General features: G+C 41.3%; 25 protein-coding genes and 1 pseudogene. 7 read left to right on the forward strand and 19 right to left on the reverse strand.

Annotated features, from left to right (window positions below; translation table 11 throughout):
- Positions 1 to 7: 7 nt before the first annotated feature.
- From copZ to cls, 4 genes and pseudogenes are all read left to right on the forward strand, one after another.
- A complete protein-coding gene (copZ, locus tag CSV75_RS09705; protein ID WP_099675695.1) occupies positions 8 to 211 on the forward strand; it encodes a copper chaperone CopZ in 204 nt (67 codons plus the stop codon).
- A gap of 26 nt (positions 212 to 237) precedes the next feature.
- Positions 238 to 2,643: a heavy metal translocating P-type ATPase gene (locus CSV75_RS09710; RefSeq protein WP_099675696.1), complete on the forward strand. Its 2,406-nt coding sequence runs from the start codon at positions 238 to 240 to the stop codon at positions 2,641 to 2,643.
- Positions 2,644 to 3,469: 826 nt separating this feature from the next.
- A complete protein-coding gene (locus tag CSV75_RS09715; protein ID WP_099675697.1) occupies positions 3,470 to 4,645 on the forward strand; it encodes an MFS transporter in 1,176 nt (391 codons plus the stop codon).
- Between the two features lie 99 nt (positions 4,646 to 4,744).
- A pseudogene (gene cls / locus CSV75_RS09720) lies at positions 4,745 to 6,196 on the forward strand (cardiolipin synthase).
- A gap of 43 nt (positions 6,197 to 6,239) precedes the next feature.
- Here cls and CSV75_RS09725 read toward each other — a convergent pair.
- Positions 6,240 to 7,175, reverse strand: coding sequence for a M15 family metallopeptidase (locus CSV75_RS09725; RefSeq protein WP_099675698.1), 936 nt, complete (start codon positions 7,173 to 7,175; stop codon positions 6,240 to 6,242).
- Between the two features lie 172 nt (positions 7,176 to 7,347).
- On the opposite strand from CSV75_RS09725, the gene CSV75_RS09730 reads away from it, so the two are divergent.
- Positions 7,348 to 8,508: an MFS transporter gene (locus tag CSV75_RS09730; RefSeq protein WP_099675699.1), complete on the forward strand. Its 1,161-nt coding sequence runs from the start codon at positions 7,348 to 7,350 to the stop codon at positions 8,506 to 8,508.
- 39 nt (positions 8,509 to 8,547) lie between these two features.
- Here CSV75_RS09730 and CSV75_RS09735 read toward each other — a convergent pair whose 3' ends face one another.
- From CSV75_RS09735 to CSV75_RS09750, 4 genes are all read right to left on the reverse strand, one after another.
- Entirely contained in the window at positions 8,548 to 8,796 is a 249-nt protein-coding gene (locus CSV75_RS09735; protein ID WP_099632463.1) for a hypothetical protein, read from the reverse strand.
- A gap of 63 nt (positions 8,797 to 8,859) precedes the next feature.
- Positions 8,860 to 9,642 carry a membrane protein insertase YidC gene (yidC, locus tag CSV75_RS09740; protein ID WP_099635730.1) on the reverse strand — a complete coding sequence of 261 codons (783 nt, stop codon included), beginning with the start codon at positions 9,640 to 9,642 and terminating at the stop codon, positions 8,860 to 8,862.
- 57 nt (positions 9,643 to 9,699) lie between these two features.
- On the reverse strand, positions 9,700 to 10,482 hold the full coding sequence (locus tag CSV75_RS09745; protein ID WP_158231644.1) for a helix-turn-helix domain-containing protein: 783 nt from the start codon (positions 10,480 to 10,482) through the stop codon (positions 9,700 to 9,702).
- Between the two features lie 169 nt (positions 10,483 to 10,651).
- Complete coding sequence (locus CSV75_RS09750) at positions 10,652 to 11,044, reverse strand: hypothetical protein (protein ID WP_233189496.1); 393 nt, start codon at positions 11,042 to 11,044, stop codon at positions 10,652 to 10,654.
- A gap of 273 nt (positions 11,045 to 11,317) precedes the next feature.
- Here CSV75_RS09750 and CSV75_RS09755 point away from each other — a divergent pair, with 273 nt between their 5' ends.
- On the forward strand, positions 11,318 to 11,815 hold the full coding sequence (locus CSV75_RS09755) for a GNAT family N-acetyltransferase (RefSeq protein WP_099675701.1): 498 nt from the start codon (positions 11,318 to 11,320) through the stop codon (positions 11,813 to 11,815).
- A gap of 183 nt (positions 11,816 to 11,998) precedes the next feature.
- Here the strand turns inward: CSV75_RS09755 and CSV75_RS09760 are convergent, their stop codons facing one another.
- The 5 genes from CSV75_RS09760 to mntR form a co-directional block, all read right to left on the reverse strand.
- Positions 11,999 to 12,472 (reverse strand): DUF4064 domain-containing protein, encoded by a 474-nt coding sequence (locus tag CSV75_RS09760; protein WP_099675702.1) that lies wholly within the window; start codon positions 12,470 to 12,472, stop codon positions 11,999 to 12,001.
- 113 nt (positions 12,473 to 12,585) lie between these two features.
- On the reverse strand, positions 12,586 to 12,903 hold the full coding sequence (locus CSV75_RS09765; RefSeq protein WP_233191642.1) for a GNAT family N-acetyltransferase: 318 nt from the start codon (positions 12,901 to 12,903) through the stop codon (positions 12,586 to 12,588).
- A gap of 55 nt (positions 12,904 to 12,958) precedes the next feature.
- Positions 12,959 to 13,846: a DUF1002 domain-containing protein gene (locus tag CSV75_RS09770; RefSeq protein ID WP_099675703.1), complete on the reverse strand. Its 888-nt coding sequence runs from the start codon at positions 13,844 to 13,846 to the stop codon at positions 12,959 to 12,961.
- Between the two features lie 66 nt (positions 13,847 to 13,912).
- Complete coding sequence (locus tag CSV75_RS09775) at positions 13,913 to 14,764, reverse strand: CvfB family protein (RefSeq protein WP_099675704.1); 852 nt, start codon at positions 14,762 to 14,764, stop codon at positions 13,913 to 13,915.
- Between the two features lie 15 nt (positions 14,765 to 14,779).
- Complete coding sequence (gene mntR / locus CSV75_RS09780) at positions 14,780 to 15,187, reverse strand: transcriptional regulator MntR (protein WP_099675705.1); 408 nt, start codon at positions 15,185 to 15,187, stop codon at positions 14,780 to 14,782.
- Positions 15,188 to 15,306: 119 nt separating this feature from the next.
- On the opposite strand from mntR, the gene CSV75_RS16110 reads away from it, so the two are divergent.
- Positions 15,307 to 15,462: a lmo0937 family membrane protein gene (locus CSV75_RS16110; protein WP_143560718.1), complete on the forward strand. Its 156-nt coding sequence runs from the start codon at positions 15,307 to 15,309 to the stop codon at positions 15,460 to 15,462.
- Positions 15,463 to 15,493: 31 nt separating this feature from the next.
- Here CSV75_RS16110 and CSV75_RS09785 read toward each other — a convergent pair whose 3' ends face one another.
- The 9 genes from CSV75_RS09785 to CSV75_RS09825 form a co-directional block, all read right to left on the reverse strand.
- The gene (locus tag CSV75_RS09785; protein WP_099673639.1) at positions 15,494 to 16,591 is read right to left on the reverse strand and encodes a GNAT family N-acetyltransferase; all 1,098 of its coding nucleotides are present in this window, start codon (positions 16,589 to 16,591) and stop codon (positions 15,494 to 15,496) included.
- A 40-nt stretch (positions 16,592 to 16,631) separates the two neighbouring features.
- A complete protein-coding gene (locus CSV75_RS09790) occupies positions 16,632 to 16,994 on the reverse strand; it encodes an ArsR/SmtB family transcription factor (protein WP_099632453.1) in 363 nt (120 codons plus the stop codon).
- A gap of 91 nt (positions 16,995 to 17,085) precedes the next feature.
- Positions 17,086 to 17,460, reverse strand: coding sequence for a Na+/H+ antiporter subunit G (locus tag CSV75_RS09795; RefSeq protein ID WP_099675706.1), 375 nt, complete (start codon positions 17,458 to 17,460; stop codon positions 17,086 to 17,088).
- Positions 17,438 to 17,722, reverse strand: a complete 285-nt coding sequence (locus CSV75_RS09800) for a Na(+)/H(+) antiporter subunit F1 (RefSeq protein WP_099632451.1) — start codon at positions 17,720 to 17,722, stop codon at positions 17,438 to 17,440. Before CSV75_RS09800 ends, CSV75_RS09795 begins: the two co-directional genes overlap by 23 nt.
- On the reverse strand, positions 17,719 to 18,201 hold the full coding sequence (locus CSV75_RS09805) for a Na+/H+ antiporter subunit E (protein ID WP_099675707.1): 483 nt from the start codon (positions 18,199 to 18,201) through the stop codon (positions 17,719 to 17,721). The genes CSV75_RS09800 and CSV75_RS09805 overlap by 4 nt, the downstream gene beginning before the upstream one ends.
- 15 nt (positions 18,202 to 18,216) lie before the next feature.
- On the reverse strand, positions 18,217 to 19,701 hold the full coding sequence (locus CSV75_RS09810; protein ID WP_099675708.1) for a Na+/H+ antiporter subunit D: 1,485 nt from the start codon (positions 19,699 to 19,701) through the stop codon (positions 18,217 to 18,219).
- Positions 19,694 to 20,020 carry a Na(+)/H(+) antiporter subunit C gene (locus CSV75_RS09815; RefSeq protein ID WP_099632448.1) on the reverse strand — a complete coding sequence of 109 codons (327 nt, stop codon included), beginning with the start codon at positions 20,018 to 20,020 and terminating at the stop codon, positions 19,694 to 19,696. The genes CSV75_RS09810 and CSV75_RS09815 overlap by 8 nt, the downstream gene beginning before the upstream one ends.
- Complete coding sequence (locus CSV75_RS09820; RefSeq protein WP_099673634.1) at positions 20,020 to 20,445, reverse strand: Na(+)/H(+) antiporter subunit B; 426 nt, start codon at positions 20,443 to 20,445, stop codon at positions 20,020 to 20,022. The genes CSV75_RS09815 and CSV75_RS09820 overlap by 1 nt, the downstream gene beginning before the upstream one ends.
- Positions 20,432 to 22,846, reverse strand: a complete 2,415-nt coding sequence (locus CSV75_RS09825; RefSeq protein WP_199171343.1) for a Na+/H+ antiporter subunit A — start codon at positions 22,844 to 22,846, stop codon at positions 20,432 to 20,434. The genes CSV75_RS09820 and CSV75_RS09825 overlap by 14 nt, the downstream gene beginning before the upstream one ends.
- Positions 22,847 to 22,939 lie beyond the last annotated feature (93 nt).

Consider the following 22,939-nt stretch of genomic DNA (forward strand, 5'->3'; position numbering starts at 1 on the left):
ATTAGAGATGACTACAACTACTTTGAATGTCAAAGGTATGACATGCAATCACTGTGTACAAGCAGTAGAAAGTGCATTAACGGAATTACCAGGAGTAGAACGTGCTTTGGTTGATTTGAAAGCGAATAGTGTAGCCGTGCAGTTTGACGAATCTGTTGTAACCATTGAAAAAATGACAGAAGCCATTGAAGATCAAGGATATGATGTCTAAGCGTAACAAGAAAGGTGACCAGCATCATGAATGAGCAAAAAAAAGAAATTGCTATTACAGGGATGACGTGTGTCGCTTGTGCTAACCGCATTGAAAAAGGATTGCAAAAAATGGAAGGCGTATCGGCAGCTACAGTCAATTTCGCTACGGAAAAAGCAGTAGTTACATTTGATTCCAACCAACTAGGATTAACTGAAGTGGAAGAGCGAATTCGAAAACTAGGTTATGACGTACTGATAGATGAAGTGAATCTTAACATCCGCGGTATGACGTGCGCCGCTTGTTCCGCGCGAATTGAAAAAGTATTGTCACGAATGCCAGGCATTCAATCCGCCACCGTCAACTTGGCACTTGAAACCGCTCATATAAGCTATGATCCAGCCGCTTTAGAATTAGCAGATATTTTGCAGAAGATCAAAAAAGTGGGTTATGAAGCATCACCCCGAATAGAAGAATCGGATAGTGAAACAGATTATCGACAGAAAGACATTGATGAAAAGATGCGCAAGCTAATTTTTTCATCTATCCTATCATTACCACTTTTGTGGACCATGTTTGCACATTTTTCCTTTACTTCTTGGATGTATGTGCCCGAAATTTTTATGAATCCATATTTCCAATGGATACTAGCAACGCCTGTTCAGTTTTGGATTGGGGCCACATTTTATAAAGGTGCGTATGCAGCACTACGTAACGGTAGCGCCAATATGGACGTATTGGTTGTTCTTGGTACATCTGCTGCGTACTTCTATTCGGTCTACCTTACGTTAACTGGTTACGCACTAGATCACGGCTTATATTTCGAAACAAGTGCAGTTTTGATTACATTGATTTTATTAGGTAAATTATTCGAGGCACGCGCAAAAGGCCGGTCTTCAGATGCAATCAAAAACCTTATGAAGTTGCAACCGCAAGTGGCTATTCTGGAGCGCAACGGAGAAGCTGTGGAAATATCCATTCATGAAGTAACCCACGGAGATATTCTCGTCATTCGACCAGGAGCTTCTATTCCCGTTGACGGACTGGTAGTATCTGGAGCCTCCGCAGTGGATGAATCGATGCTAACGGGCGAAAGTTTACCTGTCGATAAACAACAAGGCGATGAAGTGTTTGCTGCTACCGTGAACGCCAATGGTTCATTACGAATAAAAGCATCGAATGTCGGTAAAGACACGATGATTTCCAATATTATTCGCGTAGTAGAGGAAGCACAAGGTTCAAAAGCACCGATCCAGAGACTAGCTGACCAGATCTCTAGCGTGTTTGTACCTATCGTTGTAGGGATTGCGGTCATCACGTTCCTCATATGGTATTTCATAGTTGCACCTGGTGATTTCGAAGCTTCCTTAACAAGCATGATTGCTGTTTTAGTCATTGCCTGTCCATGCGCGCTTGGTCTCGCCACCCCTACTTCCATCATGGCAGGTTCAGGACGGGCGGCCGAAGAAGGCGTGTTGTTTAAAACTGCCGTCGCAATGGAACAAACTCGGTCGATCGATACGATAGTTTTTGATAAAACAGGAACCATTACAAAAGGTCTTCCAGAACTAACAGATTTCCACGTTCGCAATGAAAAACAGCGTATGTCATTACTGTCACTTGCTGCTGCGGCTGAGAGTGACTCCGAGCATCCAGTGGCAAAAGCCATTACGTCACATGGGCTGCAGCATCTTTCTTCGTTACCTACCGTTGAGTCATTTGAAGCAATTCCCGGTTACGGAATTCAAACAATAATTGACGGGCAAAACATTTTACTAGGAACGAGAAACCTACTTTCTCTCCATGACGTGGAATTTGATTCTACAATTGCTTCCGTAGAACAAATGGAAGGCGACGGCAAGACCGTCATGTTCATGGCGGTAGACGGTATACATGAAGCAATTATTGCCGTCGCAGATACCATTAAAGATACATCGAAGCAAGCAATCGCTGAGCTTCGTGCGATGAATCTCGATGTCATCATGTTGACTGGTGATCAACATATGACGGCGAAAGCGATTGCAAACACCGCAGGCATTGACCATGTCATTGCAGGCGTATTGCCAGACCGTAAGGCAGAGGTCATCCGCACCTTACAAGCTGAAGGTAAGCGCGTAGCTATGGTCGGTGACGGTATAAACGATGCACCCGCTCTTGCGGTAGCCGATATTGGTATGGCAATGGGTACCGGAACAGCGGTCGCGATGGAAGCGGCTGACGTAACACTTATGCATGGCGATTTGTTGCGTGTAGTGGATACGCTGAATATGAGTGAGTTGACGGTCAGGAATATTAAGCAGAACTTGTTCTGGGCGTTGGCGTATAACTCGATTGGTATTCCGATTGCAGCAGCTGGTTTGTTGGCTCCTTGGTTAGCAGGTGCCGCGATGGCGTTTAGTTCGGTGTCTGTCGTATTGAATGCTTTACGTTTGCAACGTGTGAAATTGCATTAAGAAAAGTAGTAGGCTACCCTAGAAGTCGTAACATGCGACTTTCTGTGGTAGTCTTTTTCGCTTCCGAAGTGGAGGATTAAATAAGCTAAACAGATAGGCTGGCAAGGTTGTTGGGGTGGGGATTTGCGTTTCGGAGGGGACTCGTGTCTTATGGGCCCGCGAAGAGACAACTAGTCACCGCGGGCCTTTAGTTGTCTCACCTGATCGGGCTGATCCTGCCAGAGTCGCCCCTCCTAGTGCAAAGATGTGCTCCCAACGCTTCGCATATGCTCGCAAAAGCCGTACTTCGCAACGGCTCTCGCTCCAATCCCTTAAAATGTGAGCAGGTGATACTTTTTTGTTGCACATTGAAGTTGGTGTTGGAATGAATTTTGAACTTTAGTACTTGAATCTAATTAAGTTAAGACAATACATTAATTCACACACAACCTACAGTGAGTGATCTAAGTAACACAACTATCAACGTAGGATGGAAGCGGAAGTTGGCGGCGAGTGCAAAGATGTGCTCCTAACGCTTCGCTTTTACTCGCAAAAGCCGTTCTTCGTTACGGCTCTTCCTGATGGACCAGCTCGAAAGGAGAGACAACCAAAAGGGAGCTCGCGACCTGGTTGGCTCACCGAGAGCCCATAGGAAAGCGTCTGCCAACTGGAGCTTCTATCCCCTTGCACTCACAAATTCACTCACTATCCCTAAGACTTTGCTCTTTCTTTTAAACTGTTTCACACACCATCTAAATATGCTGCCATCCCCTCACTGCTACTTGAATGATCCTCCTATTCATCGTACGATAAGAAAGAAACTATTCATTCAGAAAGCAGGTTACACATGAAGAAAACGATCTTATTATTAATGTCCGTCCAGTTCTTCGTTTATCTTGGCTTCGGCATCATTATCCCTATTCTACCCGAGGTTATACTCGCTGAAGGCTTTTCGAAAGTGCATGTCGGTGGCTTGCTGACAATTTATGCCTTGTCTTCATTTTTCACTGCACCGTTATGGGGCGCGCTGTCTGACCGCACTGGTAGAAAGAAACTGATTATGATTGGATTACTTGGCTTTAGCGTCAGTTTCTTTTTATTCGCAGCATTCATGCACCATATTGTATTGCTCTATGTTTCACGTGTAGTAGGGGGTATTTTCTCAGGTGCGCTGTATACGGCCGTAACGGGTTTTGTCGCTGATATAACGACCGAGGAGAATCGTAATAAATATATGGGTTTGCTCGGTATGTCAATCGGTCTTGGCTTTATTTTCGGCCCAGCAATTGGTGGTATTCTTGGTGACGTCCATTTGCAATTACCATTCATCGCTTCTGGTGCTTTAACGTTATTATTAGCAGTGTACGCTATGATTGTTCTAAAAGAGCCAAAACGTCATAGTGAAGGAAATAAACGGACAATTATTCCCAAAGGTGCCTCTACTCTATGGACGTATCGTATTCGTTATCTATTTATCACTTCATTCATTATTACTTTTTTACTTGCTGGTGTGGAAGCAACATTCCAACTCTTTCAAATAGATAAGATTCAAATCACGCCATTGCAACTTGGGTATTTATTTATGGCTAGTGGCTTAGTAGATGCAGCCATTCAAGGCGGCGTGGTACGACGTGTCAAAAACGGAACGGAAACTTCGTGGATTATCGTTGCGCAAGTCGTTACGGCAATTGGACTTATACTCATTCCATTTTCCACAAGCTTGCTTTGGGCAGGTTTTGCGATGAGCGTATTCACTGCCGGTAATGCATTAGTTCGGACAGTACTCGTATCTCTTACAACGAAAGAATCAGGTGGTATGTATGGTACTGCGGCAGGTCTCTCATACTCGATGGATAATATGGGACGTATTATTGGACCGTTGTTATTTACGTGGGTATTCACCATGCAGGCAGGAAATATGTACTATGTTTCCGCCATCATAGCTCTACTATCCATAGGACTCGTATTTATTTTCCGGAAATCTACACGCTCTTTGCGAAACACAACAGACCCAATTGTTTAATATGAAGCGTAAGAAGTTTCATATTACACTATAAATAGGTTATTTATTCGCAACTCCGTTATACTAAAGGAATAGTATATACCCTATGGGAGGAAGCATATGACGCAAGTTATTAGTTTGATTATCACAAGCACGTTGATTGTTAATATATTTCTCGCCATTGCGTTGATATTTTTAGAGCGTCGGGATCCTACAAGTACTTGGGCATGGCTCCTCGTGCTGTTCTTTGTTCCGATTTTAGGTTTCATTATCTATTTATTACTCGGCCGCCAATTGCGTGAAAAGCACTTATTCCGCTGGGAAGGTAGGAGTAAGATTGGTATTGAAAAGCTGATTAATTATCAACTCGAGGCTATTGAAAATGAGACGTTTGAGTTTCTAAAGACCGATACGGAAGAATATGACGATATGATTTATTTACATTTACGTAATAATCATTCCGTATTAACACAAGATAATGATGTGAAGGTATAAACGGATGGTCGTGATAAATTCGATGCATTACTGGAAGACTTAGAAAATGCTCGTGATCATATCCATATTCAGTATTATATTTTCCGACTGGATGGCATTGGAAAGCAGATCGAAAAGATTCTAATCAGTAAAGCGAAATCGGGTGTAAAAGTCCGGATGCTGTTTGACGATATTGGTTCACGTGGTTTGCATGTGAAAAATTTTCATGAATTGATCGATAGCGGTGGTGAAGTGGCAGCGTTCTTCCCCGCCTTGCTACCAATGATCAATCCACGTTTAAATTACCGGAATCATCGGAAGATTGTAATTGTCGATGGACGAATTGGTTACATCGGTGGATTTAACGTTGGGGATGAATATTTGGGCCTTAGCAAGAAATTCGGTTACTGGCGCGATACCCATCTCCGAATAGAGGGAAGTGCAGTTCATCCATTACAAACGCGCTTTATACTCGATTGGAATCAAGCTTCTCCTAAAACAAATATTCAATACAATGAACGATTTTTCCCAGCGATTCCTCGCAAAGGGGATGTCGGCTTGCAGATTGTGTCTAGCGGACCTGATTCGGAGTGGGAAGATATTAAAGATGGCTATTTGAAAATGATATTTTTGGCACAAGACTACATCTATATTCAGACGCCTTATTTTATTCCTGATACGAGTATGCTTGATGCACTCCGGATCGCGTGTCTATCGGGTGTAGACGTGCGAATTATGATTCCTAATAAGCCGGATCATATGTTTGTTTACTGGGCGACCTATTCGAATGTTGGTATTTTATTAAAAGCTGGAGCGAGAATATATATTTATGAAAATGGTTTCATACATGCTAAGCAAATCGTAGTGGATGATAAAGTTTCGTCAGTAGGAACTGCAAATATAGACGTCCGTAGTTTCCGCTTGAATTTCGAAGTGAATGCTTTCATTTATGATCGAGAAAAATCACATGAGTTGGCAGAGATTTTTGAAGAAGATATTCAAAATTCAACCGAGCTGACATTAGATGCTTATTTGGAGCGTGAACGATTGATTAAAGTGAAGGAATCCATCTCTCGCTTACTTTCCCCCATCTTATAAACCAAACAGCCGACAGAAGATCCTGATCTTCTATCGGCTGTTTTTACCGTACACCCAAATATTCTTCTAGAGTAATGCCACGTTTAAATAGTTGTTCAGCTGTATCTTTTCCGATATACCGATAGTGCCAAGATTCATGCATGTAACCAGTCATTTCTTCTTTCCCTTTGGGATAGCGAAGGATAAATCCGAATCGATGGGCATTGGCAGCAAGCCACTTAGCCGCTTCCGTATCACCGAACGAATTGGACGCCCAATGTTTTTCATGATTGACTTCACCTATATCAAATGCGAGCCCTGTCTGATGCTCAGAATATCCAGGGCGTGCACTATAACGATCGGCCGCCTCTCGCCCATCTCTATCCACATAACGGTTGTATAAGGTGGATTGATATTCATACGAACGATACGTACTGAACGCCTGCAGATTAATGCCCGATATAACGGCTTCTGCTGCTAACTCATTGAATGCTTCTCTCGCTTCTGCGCTTTCTCCAGGGGCATAGTCTCTCGGTAAAGGATATTGTTTATTGACAAGCAATACACCTTTAATGAGCTTCGGTTCTTTAGGTAACTTCTGCCCTTTTATATAACCAGTAGGATTGGAAGGTTTTATTGGTTTTTGTGGCACTGCTGGCCCTATAGACTTTTCTTCTTGTATTTCTTCTCTGATTAATGGATCTTCTGGCTTCCGAAGTGGCGCTTCACTCGGCATGTCTGATGGGGATGTATTTTCCTGGCTACGCTTTGTCGGACCCGTACTCTCTGAATCCGAAGGCCCTTCTATTTCTAGAAAGTCGACAGTTGGTTTTGATCCATTTTGAATACGATCAACCGCATTTTCTACGCTCCAGCCGTTCGTTCCTATCCATAACACACTACCCGAAAGGATAATTAAGAGAAGAACAATCCCACCATCTATCCATTTGTTTTTCCGCCTACGCTTCTTGGCGGAATATTCATCATTTTTATTTCTCATGCTATACCCTGCTTTCTTTCTAAATCGCTTATTACACTACCAGTCTATTTTAGATCCAAATTATGCTCTGTTTCAAACTACGTATTCTAGTGTATCACCATTTTTCTTTTTCGTCTGTCTATGCTAGTATTTACGTAACTTAAGATTCAGCCATTATTGTGAGGTAGTGCATGTGAATAATCAACGTTGGCTCTCGATGAGCTTTTTTATACTTTTCTTTACATGGGGGATCTTTTTACCTTATTGGACAGGTTGGCTGACTTCAGCAAAAGGTCTTTCGGTAACACAGGCTAGCGTCATGATGGGTGTAGGGATGATCGTTAGGTCTTTTTCTACGTTCTTCCTATTTCCGTACGCTACACGAAATATGTCACTCCTGCGTGTTATACGTTGGACTATTTTTTTATCCTTCGTTCTCGCGCTTGCTTACATTCCCGAAAGTCCTTTTGCGATTCTATTTGGATTGACGGTTTTATTCAGCTCCATTTATCCTATCATCCTTCCGAGCGTGGAAAGTGGTGCATCTTTATTGATGCAACATGGACAAATTCATTATGGCAAGAGCCGCTCATTCGGTTCAATCGGCTACACTGTCGCCCTGCTCTTGATCGGTACGGTAACGGCAATCTGGAGTGAACAAGCCATTTTGTATATGATGATCATCGGACTCGGTATGGGCTTGATATTTTCCTTTCAATCCGTTCCTGTCGTATTGCAATACCATCCAGTTGGAGATTCCGTAGCACAGAAGGGTCAGCTGCGAGCTTTATTCGCCAATAAATCGTTTGTAATCGTCTTATGTATTGCGATTTTACTGCAAGGCTCACATGCTTCGTATTATAACTATGGGTTTATCTTTTTGGATGACATGGGAATCAACGGTTTTTATATCGGATTGATCCTCAATATCGCAGTGCTGTTTGAAATCATATTTTTCACACAGGCGGATCGTTTGCTTACCGGTGTTAAGACGTCGACGATTTTCCTAATAGCCGCAATTGGTTCTTCCATTCGTTGGATTTCCATTTTTCTCTTCCCTATGACTAGTGTATTTATTGCAACACAAGTTCTTCACTCGGTATCATTCGGCATGGCACATTTTGCATTCATTCAATACATATCAAAGAGCGTGCCACATCGTCTCATCGCTCCTGCGCAAGGTGTCTATGCAGCCGTGGCATTGAGTCTCAGTATCGCGATTTTGACATTCCCTGCCGGATACTTGTATGACCAGTCACCCCGCCTTGCATTCCTCATTATGGCTTTTTGTTCCGTAGGAGCATTGACGGTAAGTTTTGGAACAAGGCATCATATTTCTCGTAAAATTGAATAAAAGGAAAGGCCGCTGTTTTAATTGCGGCCTTTCCTTTGCTTAAAACAGTAAGATGTACGCTAATGCTCCTAGTGAACCTACTCCGAAACCTAGTGCCATCCAAAGCATCCATTTCGCTTCACGCATCAAACCTTCGTTTCTATACATAATGGTTCGTGCGGCATTGGTGAAGGTAAACATGATTAGCATGAACAAAATGGCGAATTCTAAATTTAACTTGATGATAAAGTACAGCGCTGCGGCGGCAGAAGCTGTAATTGCCAAGCCCATGATCCATTTCAATTTCATGCAACTCGTCCTCTCCATTGTTGGCAACAAAAAAAGCCGGTATGCACCAGCTTTCAGAGTACCTTACTTTTCTTCCGCTACTGGCGGTTCAACATGTTTAAAGTAAAATTTACGTCCAAGATACGTTTGGAAAATTAACAGTAATCCTCCGACTGCCCAATAGAGTGGTAATGCAGCCATTACAGTATACGAAATGAACATAATCATAATAGGTGACATGTAAATAAATAACTTCATTTGTTTCTGTTGCTGTTCAGGCATCGTCCACAATGACACGCGTGCTTGGACAAAGTACACAGCTCCGGCTACTAACATCATAATAATATCGGGTTCACCTAGTTTAAACCATAAGAATTCATGGTTTTTCACTTCAGGTGGTGCATAAAGTATAGCAAAGTATAGGCCCATGATGATTGGCATTTGAATTACAAGCGGTAAACAACCCATGTTTAACGGATTGACACCATGCTTAGAATACAATCCCATCATTTCCTGTTGAAGCTTCATTTGCTCTTCCTTATCCTGAGCTTCCTTAGATGCTTTCATACGCTTTTGGATATCTTCCATTTCTGGTCTTAATCCATCCATCTTTACCTTCATCTCTTGTTGAGATTTATAGTTCTTTAACATCAACGGCATCAAAACTACACGAATCGCTACGGTAATCAGTACGATCGCAAAGCCATAATTCCCATTGAACGCTTCCCCTAGATAATGAAGCAGCCAATCCATCGGTCTAACAAATGTACTGTAAAAAATACCTGTTTTGTTTTCTACACCTGAACAACCACTTAAAAACACAGCAGTAATTGCTAGTAAACTTACGAGTCCTATTCTTTTCTTCAATGATTTCACCTACGCTATCTCAAACTAAAGAAAAGTATACAGCAAACAGCAGTAAATTTACAGTGAATCACCTTTTTTTAAAGTAAATTGAAAGTAATTTCTATCTAGGTCCTTCCGAAAGCGTCTAGGCGTTAATCCCGTATACTTCTTAAAGACACGTGTGAAATAACTTTGATTACAAAAATGAAATCTCTCTGCAATTTCTGCAATCTTTATAGTAGAGAAACGTAAATAAAACTGTATCTCTTCGATTTTACGGATTGTAATATATTCTACTAATGTAACAGATGTATGTTCTCGGAAAATGCGAGAAAGGTGACTTGTACTAACATTGAACTGTTTTGCAATTTCTTCAACGATTAATGGATTTTTAACATTTTCATTTATGTACTGAATGACTTCATTAACCGTTTCATGCGACAGCGAAGGTTTTATTTTTCCTTTCAAGATATAACAGTAAAACTCGACTAGTTCGTCTCCAATTTCCACCAAGTTTTCTCTATGCAGATTGGTTTCGATCATTTCTATACAAGCCACATTAAAGATAAAGGCATTTTCTTCAGTAAAAATAGATTCTTTTTGTAAGCGTCTTGTGATAATGGAAGAAAGGATAATAAAATAATATTTTACGATTTCATATGAATGTCTAGGTTTATACTCATACAGAATCTCCCTTATTTCCTTAAGACTAGAACGTGCACCGTCTTTCTCCAGATTGAAGATCTGCGTAAGAAATTCTTTTTCTAGATAAAAAAACAACTTTGCTTGCTCTGTGTTTCCCTCTTTCTCAATAACACGGATCAAATCCAAATTAGACGTTTCTATATTCTTGCTCGTCATGAGTATCACCCCACTCATTCTATATATATGACTACGCAAGATCTATTACTATATATACATTATTTTACCTTATCCCCCACAATTATCTACCCCTTATGTAGTTAACGCTATATATGTATTAAAGCGCCCCTTTTTAAGGGGCGCTTTTAGTATTTTACTATGATGAGGTTTAGTTGGATTTATTATTTTTTTCCGCTTCCTTAGTTGATTCATCTTTGTTATATAGCGGTTTATTATCGTTCGTATCTTCGTTTTTCTTGTAAAGACCATCTTTTTTTGCGGCATTTTTATCTGGATCTTGTACTTCTTGGTTGTAGTAATGAACACTTGTCTGTGCTCCCTCAGATACCATGTTGTTATCTCTCAAATCTGTCGGATCTGAATGTCCAACTTTTTCAGTCGCTTGGTCAACCAATTTATTGTTATTAACAAATGTGTCTACTTTTTCTTTCAACACACCTACTGTTTCCATTGCCTTATCACGATTTTCCTTTTTACTAAAGAAAGCGTAAGCACCTGCTGCAAGCGTTGCGAATAATAACCCATTTGATTTTTTAGCCATATTTACCATCCTCCATCGTAATGTAATTGTAGCGAATTTCTACCTACTGCTTAATATACCCCGCAGTCTTACTTTCAAACGTCTACGGCTTGGTTAGTTGCTTTGTAATTGTAAACTTAGGATGCAAATGACTTTTGAAGTTCATTTCTTATTTTACGAATAGATCATAGTTTATGAGTTACTTCAGGAGTCGTTAGCGTTTTCACCGCATAGTAGTTTTGCAAAGCCTAATTTGTTATACTATGTAGAAAGAGAACTAGAGGTGAGATCACTATGATTCGTAAAATGACAGTAGAAGACATTCCAGATGTTCAACAGATTGCCCATACGGCATGGCAACATACATTTCAACAACATATACCTACAGAAGTGATCAAAGCATATATTGAGCGTACGTATTCTGATTTAATGCTGAAGAAGCAATTGGAAAAGACCATGGTATTGCTCGCAATAGACGAACTAGGGAATTCTATCGGATATTTAAGCTATACGCCGATTGATGTAGATGGTGAGAGTGAATTAACAGCGCTTCATATGCTTCCTGGGTATTGGAATAGCGGATACGAGGAAGCACTATTAAAAGAAGCACTTGTAACGTTACAGGAAGCTGTAAATGTCGATGTGTATGTCGATCAAAATGATATAGCACTTCAAGAATTTTATGCAAAACAAGGATTTAATTTTGTTGAGTCGTTCCCTGAATTATTTGAAGGTGTTTCCGTGAACATTCTTCATTATTCATTGCCCATCACACAACCTGCACATACTTGACCAAAGTGTAGATGAGTTACTAGAAAGACACCGTTTACTACTCAATCGGACACTTTCTAGTGAGTATGGTCGTCTTTCACTTAAGATAAACTAGCATGTTTTCTTTAATTACAGAGTAACTACTAGAACGTATACTTAAGACCCTTTTCTTAAAGAAAAGGGTCTTTTAATGTCAGTTAGTATTTAGTTCATCCAGTTAGATTGTGTTGAGACGTATTCATCAGATGAAGGTTCTGGAGCCATTGGGGGTTTCTTTGTGAAACAAAGAATGGCCGCGATGTAGAGTAGGATGGATGGCAAGGATAGGAATCCACCTAACAGGCCTGCAATAATGAATAATATACCAGCCGTTTTTGGATTCTTATTGTTCCAAACTTTTACCAGACCGATAATATTCAATACTAAACCTATAAATGCTACCACTACCAAAACCCATATGATAGTAGAAAAAGAGCCCATAAACGACATGAACATATCCACTTCTTCAGTGTTTAATACTCCTTCACTCACAATGCCTTCACGGAATTCATCCATGAATGTTGGATCCGTGCTTGCCATATTCCAAATGAACGCTACTAACGCAGCACCTAAAACGCTCAGTGTCAATAAAACAGCCGATATGATACCGAGTACGCGCTCTGCCGTACGATTAATCATTCCACTTCATCCTCTTCTGCTAGTTTTTTCTCTATTAACCATACGTACAAAAATGAGAAAAGTTTCAAAAAGTGATGGGGAACTTCTAGCGCATAGCCATTCTTTAAAACCACTTATGCTTTTACGTCGTTATATTCATCACTTCGGTCGAACGCATTTACTACATACGAACAAACCGCTTTCATCTTCAAACCTTTTTCACGCGCATTATCTGCTGCTTGGTCAAGCAATTTTTTGGCAACACCTTGGCCGCGTAATGAATCGTCTGTATACGTATGTGTCATCGTCATAATCCCATTTTCTTCAGTCCACTCGATTTCTGCTTTCACATCGTCCGCTACTTTATACTGATACGCGTACTTCGATCCGCCTAACTCCACGAGCTCAAAATCAATTCCTTCACGCTGCTCAATATCTTTATTTTCACTCATGCATATCTCTCCTTTGTAGTTATACGTCTACTCTGTAACGTACCACAATGACAACTTAACTAAACAAAGATTTAAGAGAATCCGCCATATTTCTGAAAAACTCTTTTACCTTTTCCCAGAAACTTGGATCGATATCACCTAATTTGTCTTTAATTTTCGATGTCATGTCAGACAGTTGTTCGTTAAGCTTCGAGAAGTCGATATCAAGTTTAGAAATCCGATCCATTAAGTCAATTAACAATTGACGATCTGCTTCGTTCAACTCTATATTGAATTTCTGCAATTGATCATGGACGATCTGTTCTACATCTTCCTTTGTTGCCGGCTTTTGTTCCGAAATCTGTTTTTTTATTTCTGTCAGCAATTTAGCTACTTCATCTTGATTGACGCCTGCTTTTTCTGAAAGCTTCGTTGCCAGACTCAATTCATCATTTGCTACATCTGTACGTTCAGTATCAAGAACCTCTCCTGACACTTCATATGCCTTGTAGATTCCCACGAGAGCAGAATGACCTGTTACCTTTTTAGGAGCCGCCACTTCTACGATGGCATCTTCAATACCTGCTGTCGTCATAGCCGTTGCATACATGTCTGCCGTTACTTGCGTAATATTGTCTGGCGTTACAATATTGATGACAAGGCCTTCGCCTTCTTCTTGTCTAGTGATCTTGGCGGAAGAATACATTCGGGCATTTCGGTCACCGCCAGGAATATACTTGATTAAATCATTGCCGTCCACCGATAATTCTTCCACTTCAGCTTCATTAGCAACATTTAGACTTTCTTTAACACTCGCTTTTTCACTATCCGATAAATTTGAACCATATACTACAATCGGAACTCCCAGTTTTTCATTGATGACTTTATCTGCTGATACCACAGCCGGTGCTATGATTGCGACCATCATCATGAAAGTCAATAGAGAGGCTAATCTTTTTTTCATACAGTCATTCCTCCTTGTTCTATATGTATAGATACGTTGAGGCTCATAAGAAAGTTGCGTTTATGATTATATAAGTGTTGTCCAACCGTCTTGTTGTGTAATTCTTCGTTCTCTCATCAACGTACCAAGTGCACGTTTGAAGGCACCCTTACTCATCTGGAACATCTCATCGATTTCTTCAGGAGTAGATTTATCGGTAAATGGCATTTTACCGCCCGACTGGTGCAAATACGCTAAAATTTGTTCGCCATCTGTTTGTAAACGGTCTTGCTTCCTTGGTAATAATGAGCCGTTCATTGTACCGTCTTCATGGACTTCAATAATCCGAACATCTACTTCTTCACCTAATCTCGGCTCAGCTTTACGCTCTGTTTCGTGAACGAAAATACGTTGGATGTCTTCCGTCAATAGGAACGTACCGATTGGCAGCAAGCGGTATGCTCTTGCTTTAACATTCTGATTGTACATCTCTGTTTCCGCCATTGTATAGTGCTCTTGAATTCTTTCTTCAGTCACTAGACGTCCGAACAAGTTGCCCCCTGGATCTGAACGAAGTGTCATATATAATTCATCGCCTGGTTGTGGCCATAGTTCTTTAATTTGCGGAAAGTCCGCCCGATTGATTAGTACTTCAAAAGATGCACCGATATCTACATAGACTCCTTCACTTCTGTCCAAACGAATAACTTTTGCCCATCCAAATGAATGAACTGTAACTGACGGAATTTGCGCAGTACCTGTCAGTTCACCCCTTCTGTTGATATAAAGAAAAACTTCTATTGTCGAGTGTTCTTGTGCATCGGGCGCTTCGGATTCATTCATATAGATTTCTTCTCCGGCAGCGTCCAATACAAAGCGTGATCCTTCTTTGCGAAGTATTTTGAGCGTTGCAAGTGTACCTGGCTGTAATAATGTCATATAGGACAATCCTCTCTAGAGTGCTTTACTTTTTAACTTTTTTATGAATTCAGGATCAGACTCGAGTGTCTCTACTAGGTCAGTAATACGATCCATCGCATTCCAACTTAAGTGATGTTCAATCCCTTCTACGTCTCCATAGATATTTTCTTCTTCCACACCTATGATACGCAGGAATTGTTCCAGTAATTCATGGCGATGCACAAGTTTTTTACCAAAGCGCAAACCGCGGTCTGTCAATGCCAACCCCCGATAGCGCTCATAGTGTACATAGCCTTCGCGATCCAGCCGCTGGGCCATTTTGGTTACAGACGAAGGGAGTACCGAAAGCGCCTCTGCCACGTCGGACACACGCGCTTCACCTCTTGCTTCTAATTGTAAATAAATTTGTTCTATATAGTCTTCCATACTCGGTGTAGCCAAACTATCGCCTCCTCATTTGACTCTCAACATCCACCCTTTCAAATCTTAAAAGTTTAAGATTTGAAAGGGTGGGTAATATACTTACATAGCAAATAACAATGAAAAGGAGTTGATTCATCATGGGTCGTTTATTATGGCTTATTATCGTAGTTCTAATAGCATTATGGGTAATTGGTTTAGTAGCAAATATTGGCGGTGGCTTAATCCACACACTTTTAGTAATTGCTGGCATTATCTTTGTCATTCAATTAATAACTGGAAGACGTTCGATATAGTGAAAACTAGCTTAAAGTGCTCCTTCTGTGATCAGGTAACTATCGCATACACACATGTGTTGCGTAGGCCTTGCCCATTCGCAGAAGGGGCATTTTTGCGTAAAATCCCTTCCAGTTCAAAATTTGTTCGTTTTGCTACTGCACGACCTTTACTATGGTTCTCATCACAAACCAATTCAATCCGCACAGCCGATAAATCTGTAAATGCAAACTCCACAAGCTCTTTGATCGCTTCTGTCATATAGCCTTCACCTTCAAACTTTGTATCCAGCCAATACTCTACTTCAAACTTACGAATGCTCCAATCGATACGATGGAAACCTGCGCAACCAATGAATTCACCCGTTTCTTTTAAAAACAGATGAAAGTTCAAAGATTTTCTACTGATGAATTCAGAAACTGATTGGCGTACATATTCCTCCGTCGTTTCAATCGTCATATCCTTCTGCGCCCATCCAGTCCACTTACGTAACGTAGGCATTGAATGTGATACCGCACCCCAAACATCCATCACGTCGTTTAATTCAGGCGCTCGAATATGTAGCCGTTCAGATTGTAGCTGTTCTTTAAAACCGGGTATGCTCTTAACATCACGTTCTCGGTCTTCCCAACGCACAGGCGTTGTTGTTCCGGCTTCGTAATCTTCTCTCGTCATTCCATATGTTACCGCATCATAATACGTATTCTCTTTCGGAAGGAACCATGCCTGGCGCAAATGTGCTTCCTTTACAAAACCGGCCCGCTCAAACGCTTTACGCATAGCCGCATTATCATGGCGTGTATGTCCTTCTATACGAATCTTATGCTCCGGTAATTCGAACACGTATTGCGTAAGTTTTTTCAGCGCTCGCGAACCATAACCATAACCTCTAAAATGATCAGCAATCCGCAAGTCGAATAATGGAACATCTTCTTGTAAGTCATAGACTTTTACGATTCCCACTTTTTCGTTTTCATTATTCTCAATCCAGAATGTCTTTACGTCATCAGATGCATAGCCGCCTTCTTCAATTGACTTTTCAAGCAACTCGCGACCTGGCTGACTACTATCATGGTAGGGCCATGAGTTTGTCGTCATAAACTGAATAAGTAAATCTTGTTCTTCTATCGTCCATTCTTGTAAGCGCATTAAAATTCCTCCATCATGACTACAGGCGCCTCACATGATATTATATCGTTTGCTGGGCTTCAATTGCATGTTCGTATGCAATTTTCACTAAGTCCGCAACATGCTCGTCTGCCAAAGAGTAGTATACCATTTTTCCACGTCTTTCCGATTTAGCCATTGAATGATCCCGTAAATAACGTAAATGATGAGAAGCGGTAGCGGATGAAGATTGAATCACTGCCGCTACATCACAGACGCACATTTCTGATTCCAATGTAAGTGAATAAGCAATCCGCAAACGTGTTTCATCAGCTAGTGCTTTAAAGATTTGTACCATTTCCGTTACATCAGGAAGCTCTTTTCGAATTTTACGAACTACATCTTCGTGCACAACGGTTACTTCACAAGCATCTTGATTTAACACTTTATCACCCCATTCAGTCGACTACAGATTACGGTTATTATATAGATAGGACAGTAAAAAATCAATTGACCCTCCTGTTCATTTGAATCAACTATTGCTTTGTATCTTCTGTGTTTTGTCCATGGATTTTTTCATATAATTCATCTTCTGTGGAAATATCCGCCAACTTAACTTTCGATCGATAAGCAGCACGGATAATTACATGCCCCGCTACCGGTGCTGTTAAAAATACAAAGCCGATCCCAAGAAGCAATCGTACGCTAATAAAGTTTTCGGAGAAGAGAAAATAAACGAATGAGCCCGACAATGTCAATAACACTGCCAACGTCGAACTTTTCGTTGCCGCGTGTGACCGAGTATAGACATCCGGTAAGCGGATCAACCCAAAGACACTCAACATACTGGCAACAGCCCCTGTCAAAATCAACAAAGCCCCTATAAATTCACCGATCTCGCTCCCGTTCAACTATTTTCCCCCTCTCAATAAATTTTGAAAATGCGATCGTTCCAATAAAGGAAAGAATTCCCAGGATCAAGATCGCTTCCAAAAATGCTTTTGTATTTAAAATCACCGACACGACGGCAATTGTAGCAATTAAATTCACACCGATTACATCGAGTGCTACCACACGATCCGGTAGGGAAGGACCTAAAATAATTCGGATGACTGCCACCAAAATAGTCAGCGCGAATAGTATGACCGATATTGTCAGCATACCTGCTATCATCGTGTCACCTCCATAATCGCTCTCTCGAAGTTCTTCAGTTGCTTAATTAATCCATCCCGCGACTCTTCCACGTCCATTGCATGAATATATAACTCATTTCCCTCAGAAGATACCTCCATCACGACCGAGCCCGGTGTTAAGGTGAGAAGCATAGACAGCATGGTCACTTCCACATCACTCGTCAAAATCGTCTTGTATTTAAAGATACCTGGTTTAATACGCAGTGTAGGTCTCACGATTTGGGAGATGACTACTATACTGGACTGCGTTAGTTCACTTATGAAGATTAACAACAGCTTGCACGCAGCATATACTCTGCGTAAATAGAAATGCGTATCGAAAAAGCGGCTCATGACAAAGATAATGCCAAGTCCGACTAGAAACCCCATGAAAAATGTCGTGAATCTCAGTTCGTCCTCATCCATCAGCGTCATCCATAAAAATGCGATGAATAAATTCAGCAGAAGCTGTAACGGCATGTCGTCTCCCCCTCCCTACTCTAAATCGTCACCCATCACAGCGCGTATATACTGTTCCGGATTTGTTAATGCATTGGCCGCGTCTTCTATATAAGGCGACAGCAGTTCCGCACCTATACCTAATCCAACTACAAGTATTGCAAGCAAAACGAGCGGCAAACCAACCTTCTTTTGAAAAGGTTTCTGATCGTCTTCACTAATTATCGTTTCTCCCCAAAAACTATTGAGGAAAATACGAAGAAGTGAATACAATACACCGATACCCGATAAAAACGACACTGCCAGCAATACGTAAGAGCCTGTTTCAATTGCACCTAACCCTATGTATACTTTTCCGATAAATCCGCTAAATGGCGGGATTCCCGAAACCGCTAGCATCGTCAAGAAAAATAACCAACCGACTAGCGGATAGTTTCGAATTAGGCCGCTGATTTCATTGAACTTCGAACGACCTGTCAAATACACGACAGTCCCTGCCAATAAAAATAGCAATGCCTTACTAACCATGTCGTGAATCAAATAATAGCTTGCACCTTGAAATGCAGTATTCGTAGCAACCGCTAGACCTGTTAACACAAAACCAACGGAAATGATGACGTTATACGAGACGATCTGACGTATGTCAGAATATGCAATCGCTCCGAGACAACCCGCGATCATTGTGACAATGGCTAGCACGCCAATGATTTTATAAATAATCGGATCATGTATGAATATTAATGTGAACATGCGGTACAACGCATAAATACCGACCTTCGTCAGTAACGCGCCAAACAGCGCCGCGACTGCAATAGGGGGTGCGGAATAAGAACCCGGAAGCCAGAAATAAAGTAGCAAGCCCGCTTTCAAACTAAAGACAATCAAGAAAATAATCGCGATCAGCGTCAAGAGAGGTCCTTGTCCCGTTTCTGCTACGCGTACAGCGATATGTGCCATGTTTAACGTACCTAGTACACCGTATACATATGCGATGCCCAGCAAGAAGAACCAAGAAGCGAGCACATTGATCAATACATACGTAATACCTTCTTTTAACTGTGTTTTACGTCCTCCAAGAGTCAGCAGCACATAGGAAGCTAGTAACATTACTTCAAAACAAACAAATAGATTAAATAAATCGCCAGTCAGAAATGAGCCATTGACTCCTGCCACTAAAAACAGGAAGAATGGATAGAAAAACATCGCCTCTGTCTCAATCCCTGTTGTAGCAAATGCATACAGCAAAATCATACTGGAAACGACGCACGCAACCAATACTAGTAACACTGCGAATGAATCGCCCACAAACAAAATACCATGCGGTGGTAACCAATCTCCAAAATCCAAACGCATGATACCGTTTAGATGAATGTGTTGGAGACAATAAGCTGCCGCAGCAGCGGAAGCTATCGTTGTCAATACACTAAGTACACGTTGAACACGAATATAAGGACGTAAGAATACTAAAATCACACCTACCAAAACAGGTAAGATCATAGGCAATACCAATAAATTATTCATCTTCTTGCCCTCGCAATCCAAGTCCAGACTCTTGATACACACGGTACGATAATACAAGTAAAAATGCTGTCACCGCGAAACTGATAACAATCGCCGTCAGAATCAACGCTTGCGGTAATGCATCGGTATATTCCGCTGCCGTCTCTGTTAGCAAAGGAACCTCGCCCTTTTTTAAACCGCCCATCGTCAATAATAATAAATGAATGGCATGCGACAGAATCGCTGTTCCTAAAATAATTCGCAACATTTCTTTTGATAAAAGTAAATAAACGCCTACTGCCACTAGCACACCTACCAGAAGGGTAATTAATGTCTCCATTACTCCACATCCTCACTGATTCCCAAAATAATCGTCACGACAACACCGAGGACAGTCAGTGCAACTCCTGCTTCGAAAATCGTCATCGTTCCAAGTTCTGTCTCACCAAAAACCGGTAAGTCCACAAGCCATGTGGTCTGTGACAGGAAGGACTCACCAAACAACAACGACAACATTCCTGTACCTACCGCAAGCAAAACACCAAATGCCGCTACTCGCTTAAAATCAAAAGGCGTTCCTCGGTGAACCGTTTCTATGTCATAAACTAAATACAATAATACAAACGCAGAAGAGAGCACCAGTCCGCCAATGAAGCCGCCCCCCGGATTATTATGTCCTGATAAAAAAAGCTCCACACCAAACGTTAAGATGATGAAGAATACGATCTTCGTCACCGTCTGTAAGATCACATCATTTTTCTTCAGGGTGATCCACTCCCTTCTTGCGACGCAACTTGACTAATGAATAGACGCCAAGACCCGCGATGAACAATACCAATACTTCAAGCATCGTATCAAATGCACGGAAGTCACCGAGTATCGTATTCACTACATTCAAACCACCTGCAAGCCGTGATGCTGTTTCATAATAGATGGAAATAGACGGATACAAGGAATGACCTTGCACGAGCAAAGCGATAACAGTAACAGCAGCGCCGGACGCCACCGCGATCAATCCATTACGTACTCGCATGGAAATCGACTTATGCTCGTTTTTCCATTCCGGTAAATAATAGAAGCACAATAAGAACAGTACGGTTGTAACCGTCTCGACAATTATTTGCGTCAACGCCAGATCTGGCGCCCGGAATACAACAAACAGAATGGCGATGGAATAACCCAGCACACCGTTAAGAATAATGGCAGTAATCCTGGATTTAGCAAATAAAATCGCTACACTTGAACACATCATAACGAAAATAATGATGCTTTCATTCATCTCAATCACAGCATCATTCGAAAAGTCGAAAATGAATTGCTGGAAACCTAGCAAACCTATACCGACAAGAGCAATGAAACACAGCATGATATACGCAACGTAATCTCGCACCGATCCAGTCATATACGTTTTCGTCACCACAGAAGCCACTCGTTCAATCCGTTGTAATAATGCATTATATGAGCGATCAAGCGTCCATTGTAAAAAGCCTAAACTGTAAATCCCTTTCCAGTAACGCAAGAAACCATACAATAAAATCCCTGCGATAATTACACCGATCGTCATGAAGATTGGCATCCCAAAGCCATGCCACACTTGTATTTCTGGTACTAGACCAGGCATCCCCACAAATTGCGGATATACCGCATTCATTGCTGGCCCTAAAATATACGTACCGAGCAGATTCGGGAAGATGAAAATGAGTACGACCAGACTGCCAAGCACCATAGGTGAAATCAACATCTGAATCGGTGCTTCATGAGCAGGTCTTTGTCCAGGAACCGGTGCATGTACTTTGCCGAAAAACGTCTGAAATACTATGATCATACAATAAATGAATGTGAATATACTGCCGACCCATGCAACGATTGGGAACAATAACACCAACGAATCCACTGATAATAGATTCGCTTCTTTCAATGACAGCATCGCTTCAAAAAATAATTCCTTACTTAAGAAGCCGTTGAATGGTGGTAGTCCTGCCATGGAAAAACTACCAATCAGTGCAATAGTAAATGTAATGGGCATGATCGTTGCCAAGCCACCAAGTCGTTGAATATTACGTGTTCCCAGCTCATGATCTAAAATTCCGACGACCATAAATAAAGAACCTTTAAAGGTGGAATGATTAATCATATGAAATAATGCAGCGAATGTAGCAGCGGTGAATAACGCGATGTGCGTGCTTTCAGAGGATGCGAATGCCAATGAGCCGATACCAAGCAAACTCATAATCATACCCAGTTGACTCACTGTTGAGAACGCGAGCAACGCTTTCAAATCCGTTTGCTTCACCGCGTTGACAGACCCCCACAACATCGTCAATAATCCTACACAAGATACGACATAAAACCACGTCGTATCACCTGCGAAGACCGGGGTAAACCGCGCTACCAAATAAATACCCGCTTTAACCATCGTGGCGGAGTGTAGGTAGGCACTAACAGGCGTAGGGGCTTCCATTGCGTCAGGTAGCCAGATATGGAATGGAAACTGTGCAGACTTAGTGAATGCGCCAATCAAAACAAGCAACATAGCAGGTATGAACAATGAGTCTGCTGCAATCACTTCTCGCATAGCGATTAACTCTTGTAAATTGAACGTTCCTGTAATGGCGTATAGCATTAAAAATCCAGCTAACATGAAAATACCGCCAGTGATGGTAATCAGCATCGATTTCTTTGCTCCGTATCTTGACTGTTTTCGGTGATACCAGAAAGCAATTAGTAAGAAGGAAGAAATGCTCGTCAATTCCCAAAACACATACAGAACGATCAGGTTATCGGATAGCACGACGCCTAACATAGCTCCCATGAACAATAGTAAATATGTATAAAAGCGACCAATCGCTTCCCGTTCAGAAAGATAGTAAATGGAATACAATACAACCAGACTACCAATTCCTGTAATCAATAGAGCAAAAATCATACTTAGTCCATCTAAATGTGTGGAAAAATAGACGTTTGCAGAAGGTATCCAAGGCAACGTGTATAAATAAGACGCTCCTTCCGAGAGTGAAGGAACCAGACGAATCAGTAAGGCAAACAAGAACAATGGAATGGTGATGACAAACCAACCGATCCGACTACCGGTCAAAAATCTATGTATAAATGGAACCAAACATGCTGCGATAAATGGAATGAATATTGCCAGTAAGACGGTTATCAATCTAACACCTCCCAAAATTAATCGATTGTTAGTGTCAATAGAATACTCAGAGACTCTTGACTGAACACTGTACGTTATGCATAATGGGACTCT

The sequence above is a fragment of the Sporosarcina sp. P18a genome (assembly GCF_002743135.1).
Lineage (GTDB): Bacteria > Bacillota > Bacilli > Bacillales_A > Planococcaceae > Sporosarcina.

Excerpts from the sequence above, each read along its gene's own strand:
- CSV75_RS09800 (WP_099632451.1), bottom strand. The coding sequence starts at position 17,722 with ATGATAGCAGGTATGCTGACAATATCGGTCATACTATTCGCGCTGACT.
- CSV75_RS09735 (WP_099632463.1), bottom strand. The coding sequence starts at position 8,796 with ATGAAATTGAAATGGATCATGGGCTTGGCAATTACAGCTTCTGCCGCC.
- CSV75_RS09815 (WP_099632448.1), bottom strand. The coding sequence starts at position 20,020 with ATGGAGACATTAATTACCCTTCTGGTAGGTGTGCTAGTGGCAGTAGGC.
- CSV75_RS09785 (WP_099673639.1), bottom strand. The coding sequence starts at position 16,591 with ATGCGCTTACAAGAATGGACGATAGAAGAACAAGATTTACTTATTCAG.
- CSV75_RS09710 (WP_099675696.1), top strand. The coding sequence starts at position 238 with ATGAATGAGCAAAAAAAAGAAATTGCTATTACAGGGATGACGTGTGTC.
- CSV75_RS09810 (WP_099675708.1), bottom strand. The coding sequence starts at position 19,701 with ATGAATAATTTATTGGTATTGCCTATGATCTTACCTGTTTTGGTAGGT.
- CSV75_RS09805 (WP_099675707.1), bottom strand. The coding sequence starts at position 18,201 with ATGCCGTTACAGCTTCTGCTGAATTTATTCATCGCATTTTTATGGATG.
- CSV75_RS09745 (WP_158231644.1), bottom strand. The coding sequence starts at position 10,482 with ATGACGAGCAAGAATATAGAAACGTCTAATTTGGATTTGATCCGTGTT.
- CSV75_RS09760 (WP_099675702.1), bottom strand. The coding sequence starts at position 12,472 with ATGATTAATCGTACGGCAGAGCGCGTACTCGGTATCATATCGGCTGTT.
- CSV75_RS16110 (WP_143560718.1), top strand. The coding sequence starts at position 15,307 with ATGGGTCGTTTATTATGGCTTATTATCGTAGTTCTAATAGCATTATGG.
- CSV75_RS09750 (WP_233189496.1), bottom strand. The coding sequence starts at position 11,044 with ATGGCTAAAAAATCAAATGGGTTATTATTCGCAACGCTTGCAGCAGGT.
- copZ (WP_099675695.1), top strand. The coding sequence starts at position 8 with ATGACTACAACTACTTTGAATGTCAAAGGTATGACATGCAATCACTGT.
- CSV75_RS09775 (WP_099675704.1), bottom strand. The coding sequence starts at position 14,764 with ATGACATTATTACAGCCAGGTACACTTGCAACGCTCAAAATACTTCGC.
- CSV75_RS09755 (WP_099675701.1), top strand. The coding sequence starts at position 11,318 with ATGATTCGTAAAATGACAGTAGAAGACATTCCAGATGTTCAACAGATT.
- CSV75_RS09715 (WP_099675697.1), top strand. The coding sequence starts at position 3,470 with ATGAAGAAAACGATCTTATTATTAATGTCCGTCCAGTTCTTCGTTTAT.
- CSV75_RS09725 (WP_099675698.1), bottom strand. The coding sequence starts at position 7,175 with ATGAGAAATAAAAATGATGAATATTCCGCCAAGAAGCGTAGGCGGAAA.
- CSV75_RS09770 (WP_099675703.1), bottom strand. The coding sequence starts at position 13,846 with ATGAAAAAAAGATTAGCCTCTCTATTGACTTTCATGATGATGGTCGCA.
- CSV75_RS09765 (WP_233191642.1), bottom strand. The coding sequence starts at position 12,903 with ATGAGTGAAAATAAAGATATTGAGCAGCGTGAAGGAATTGATTTTGAG.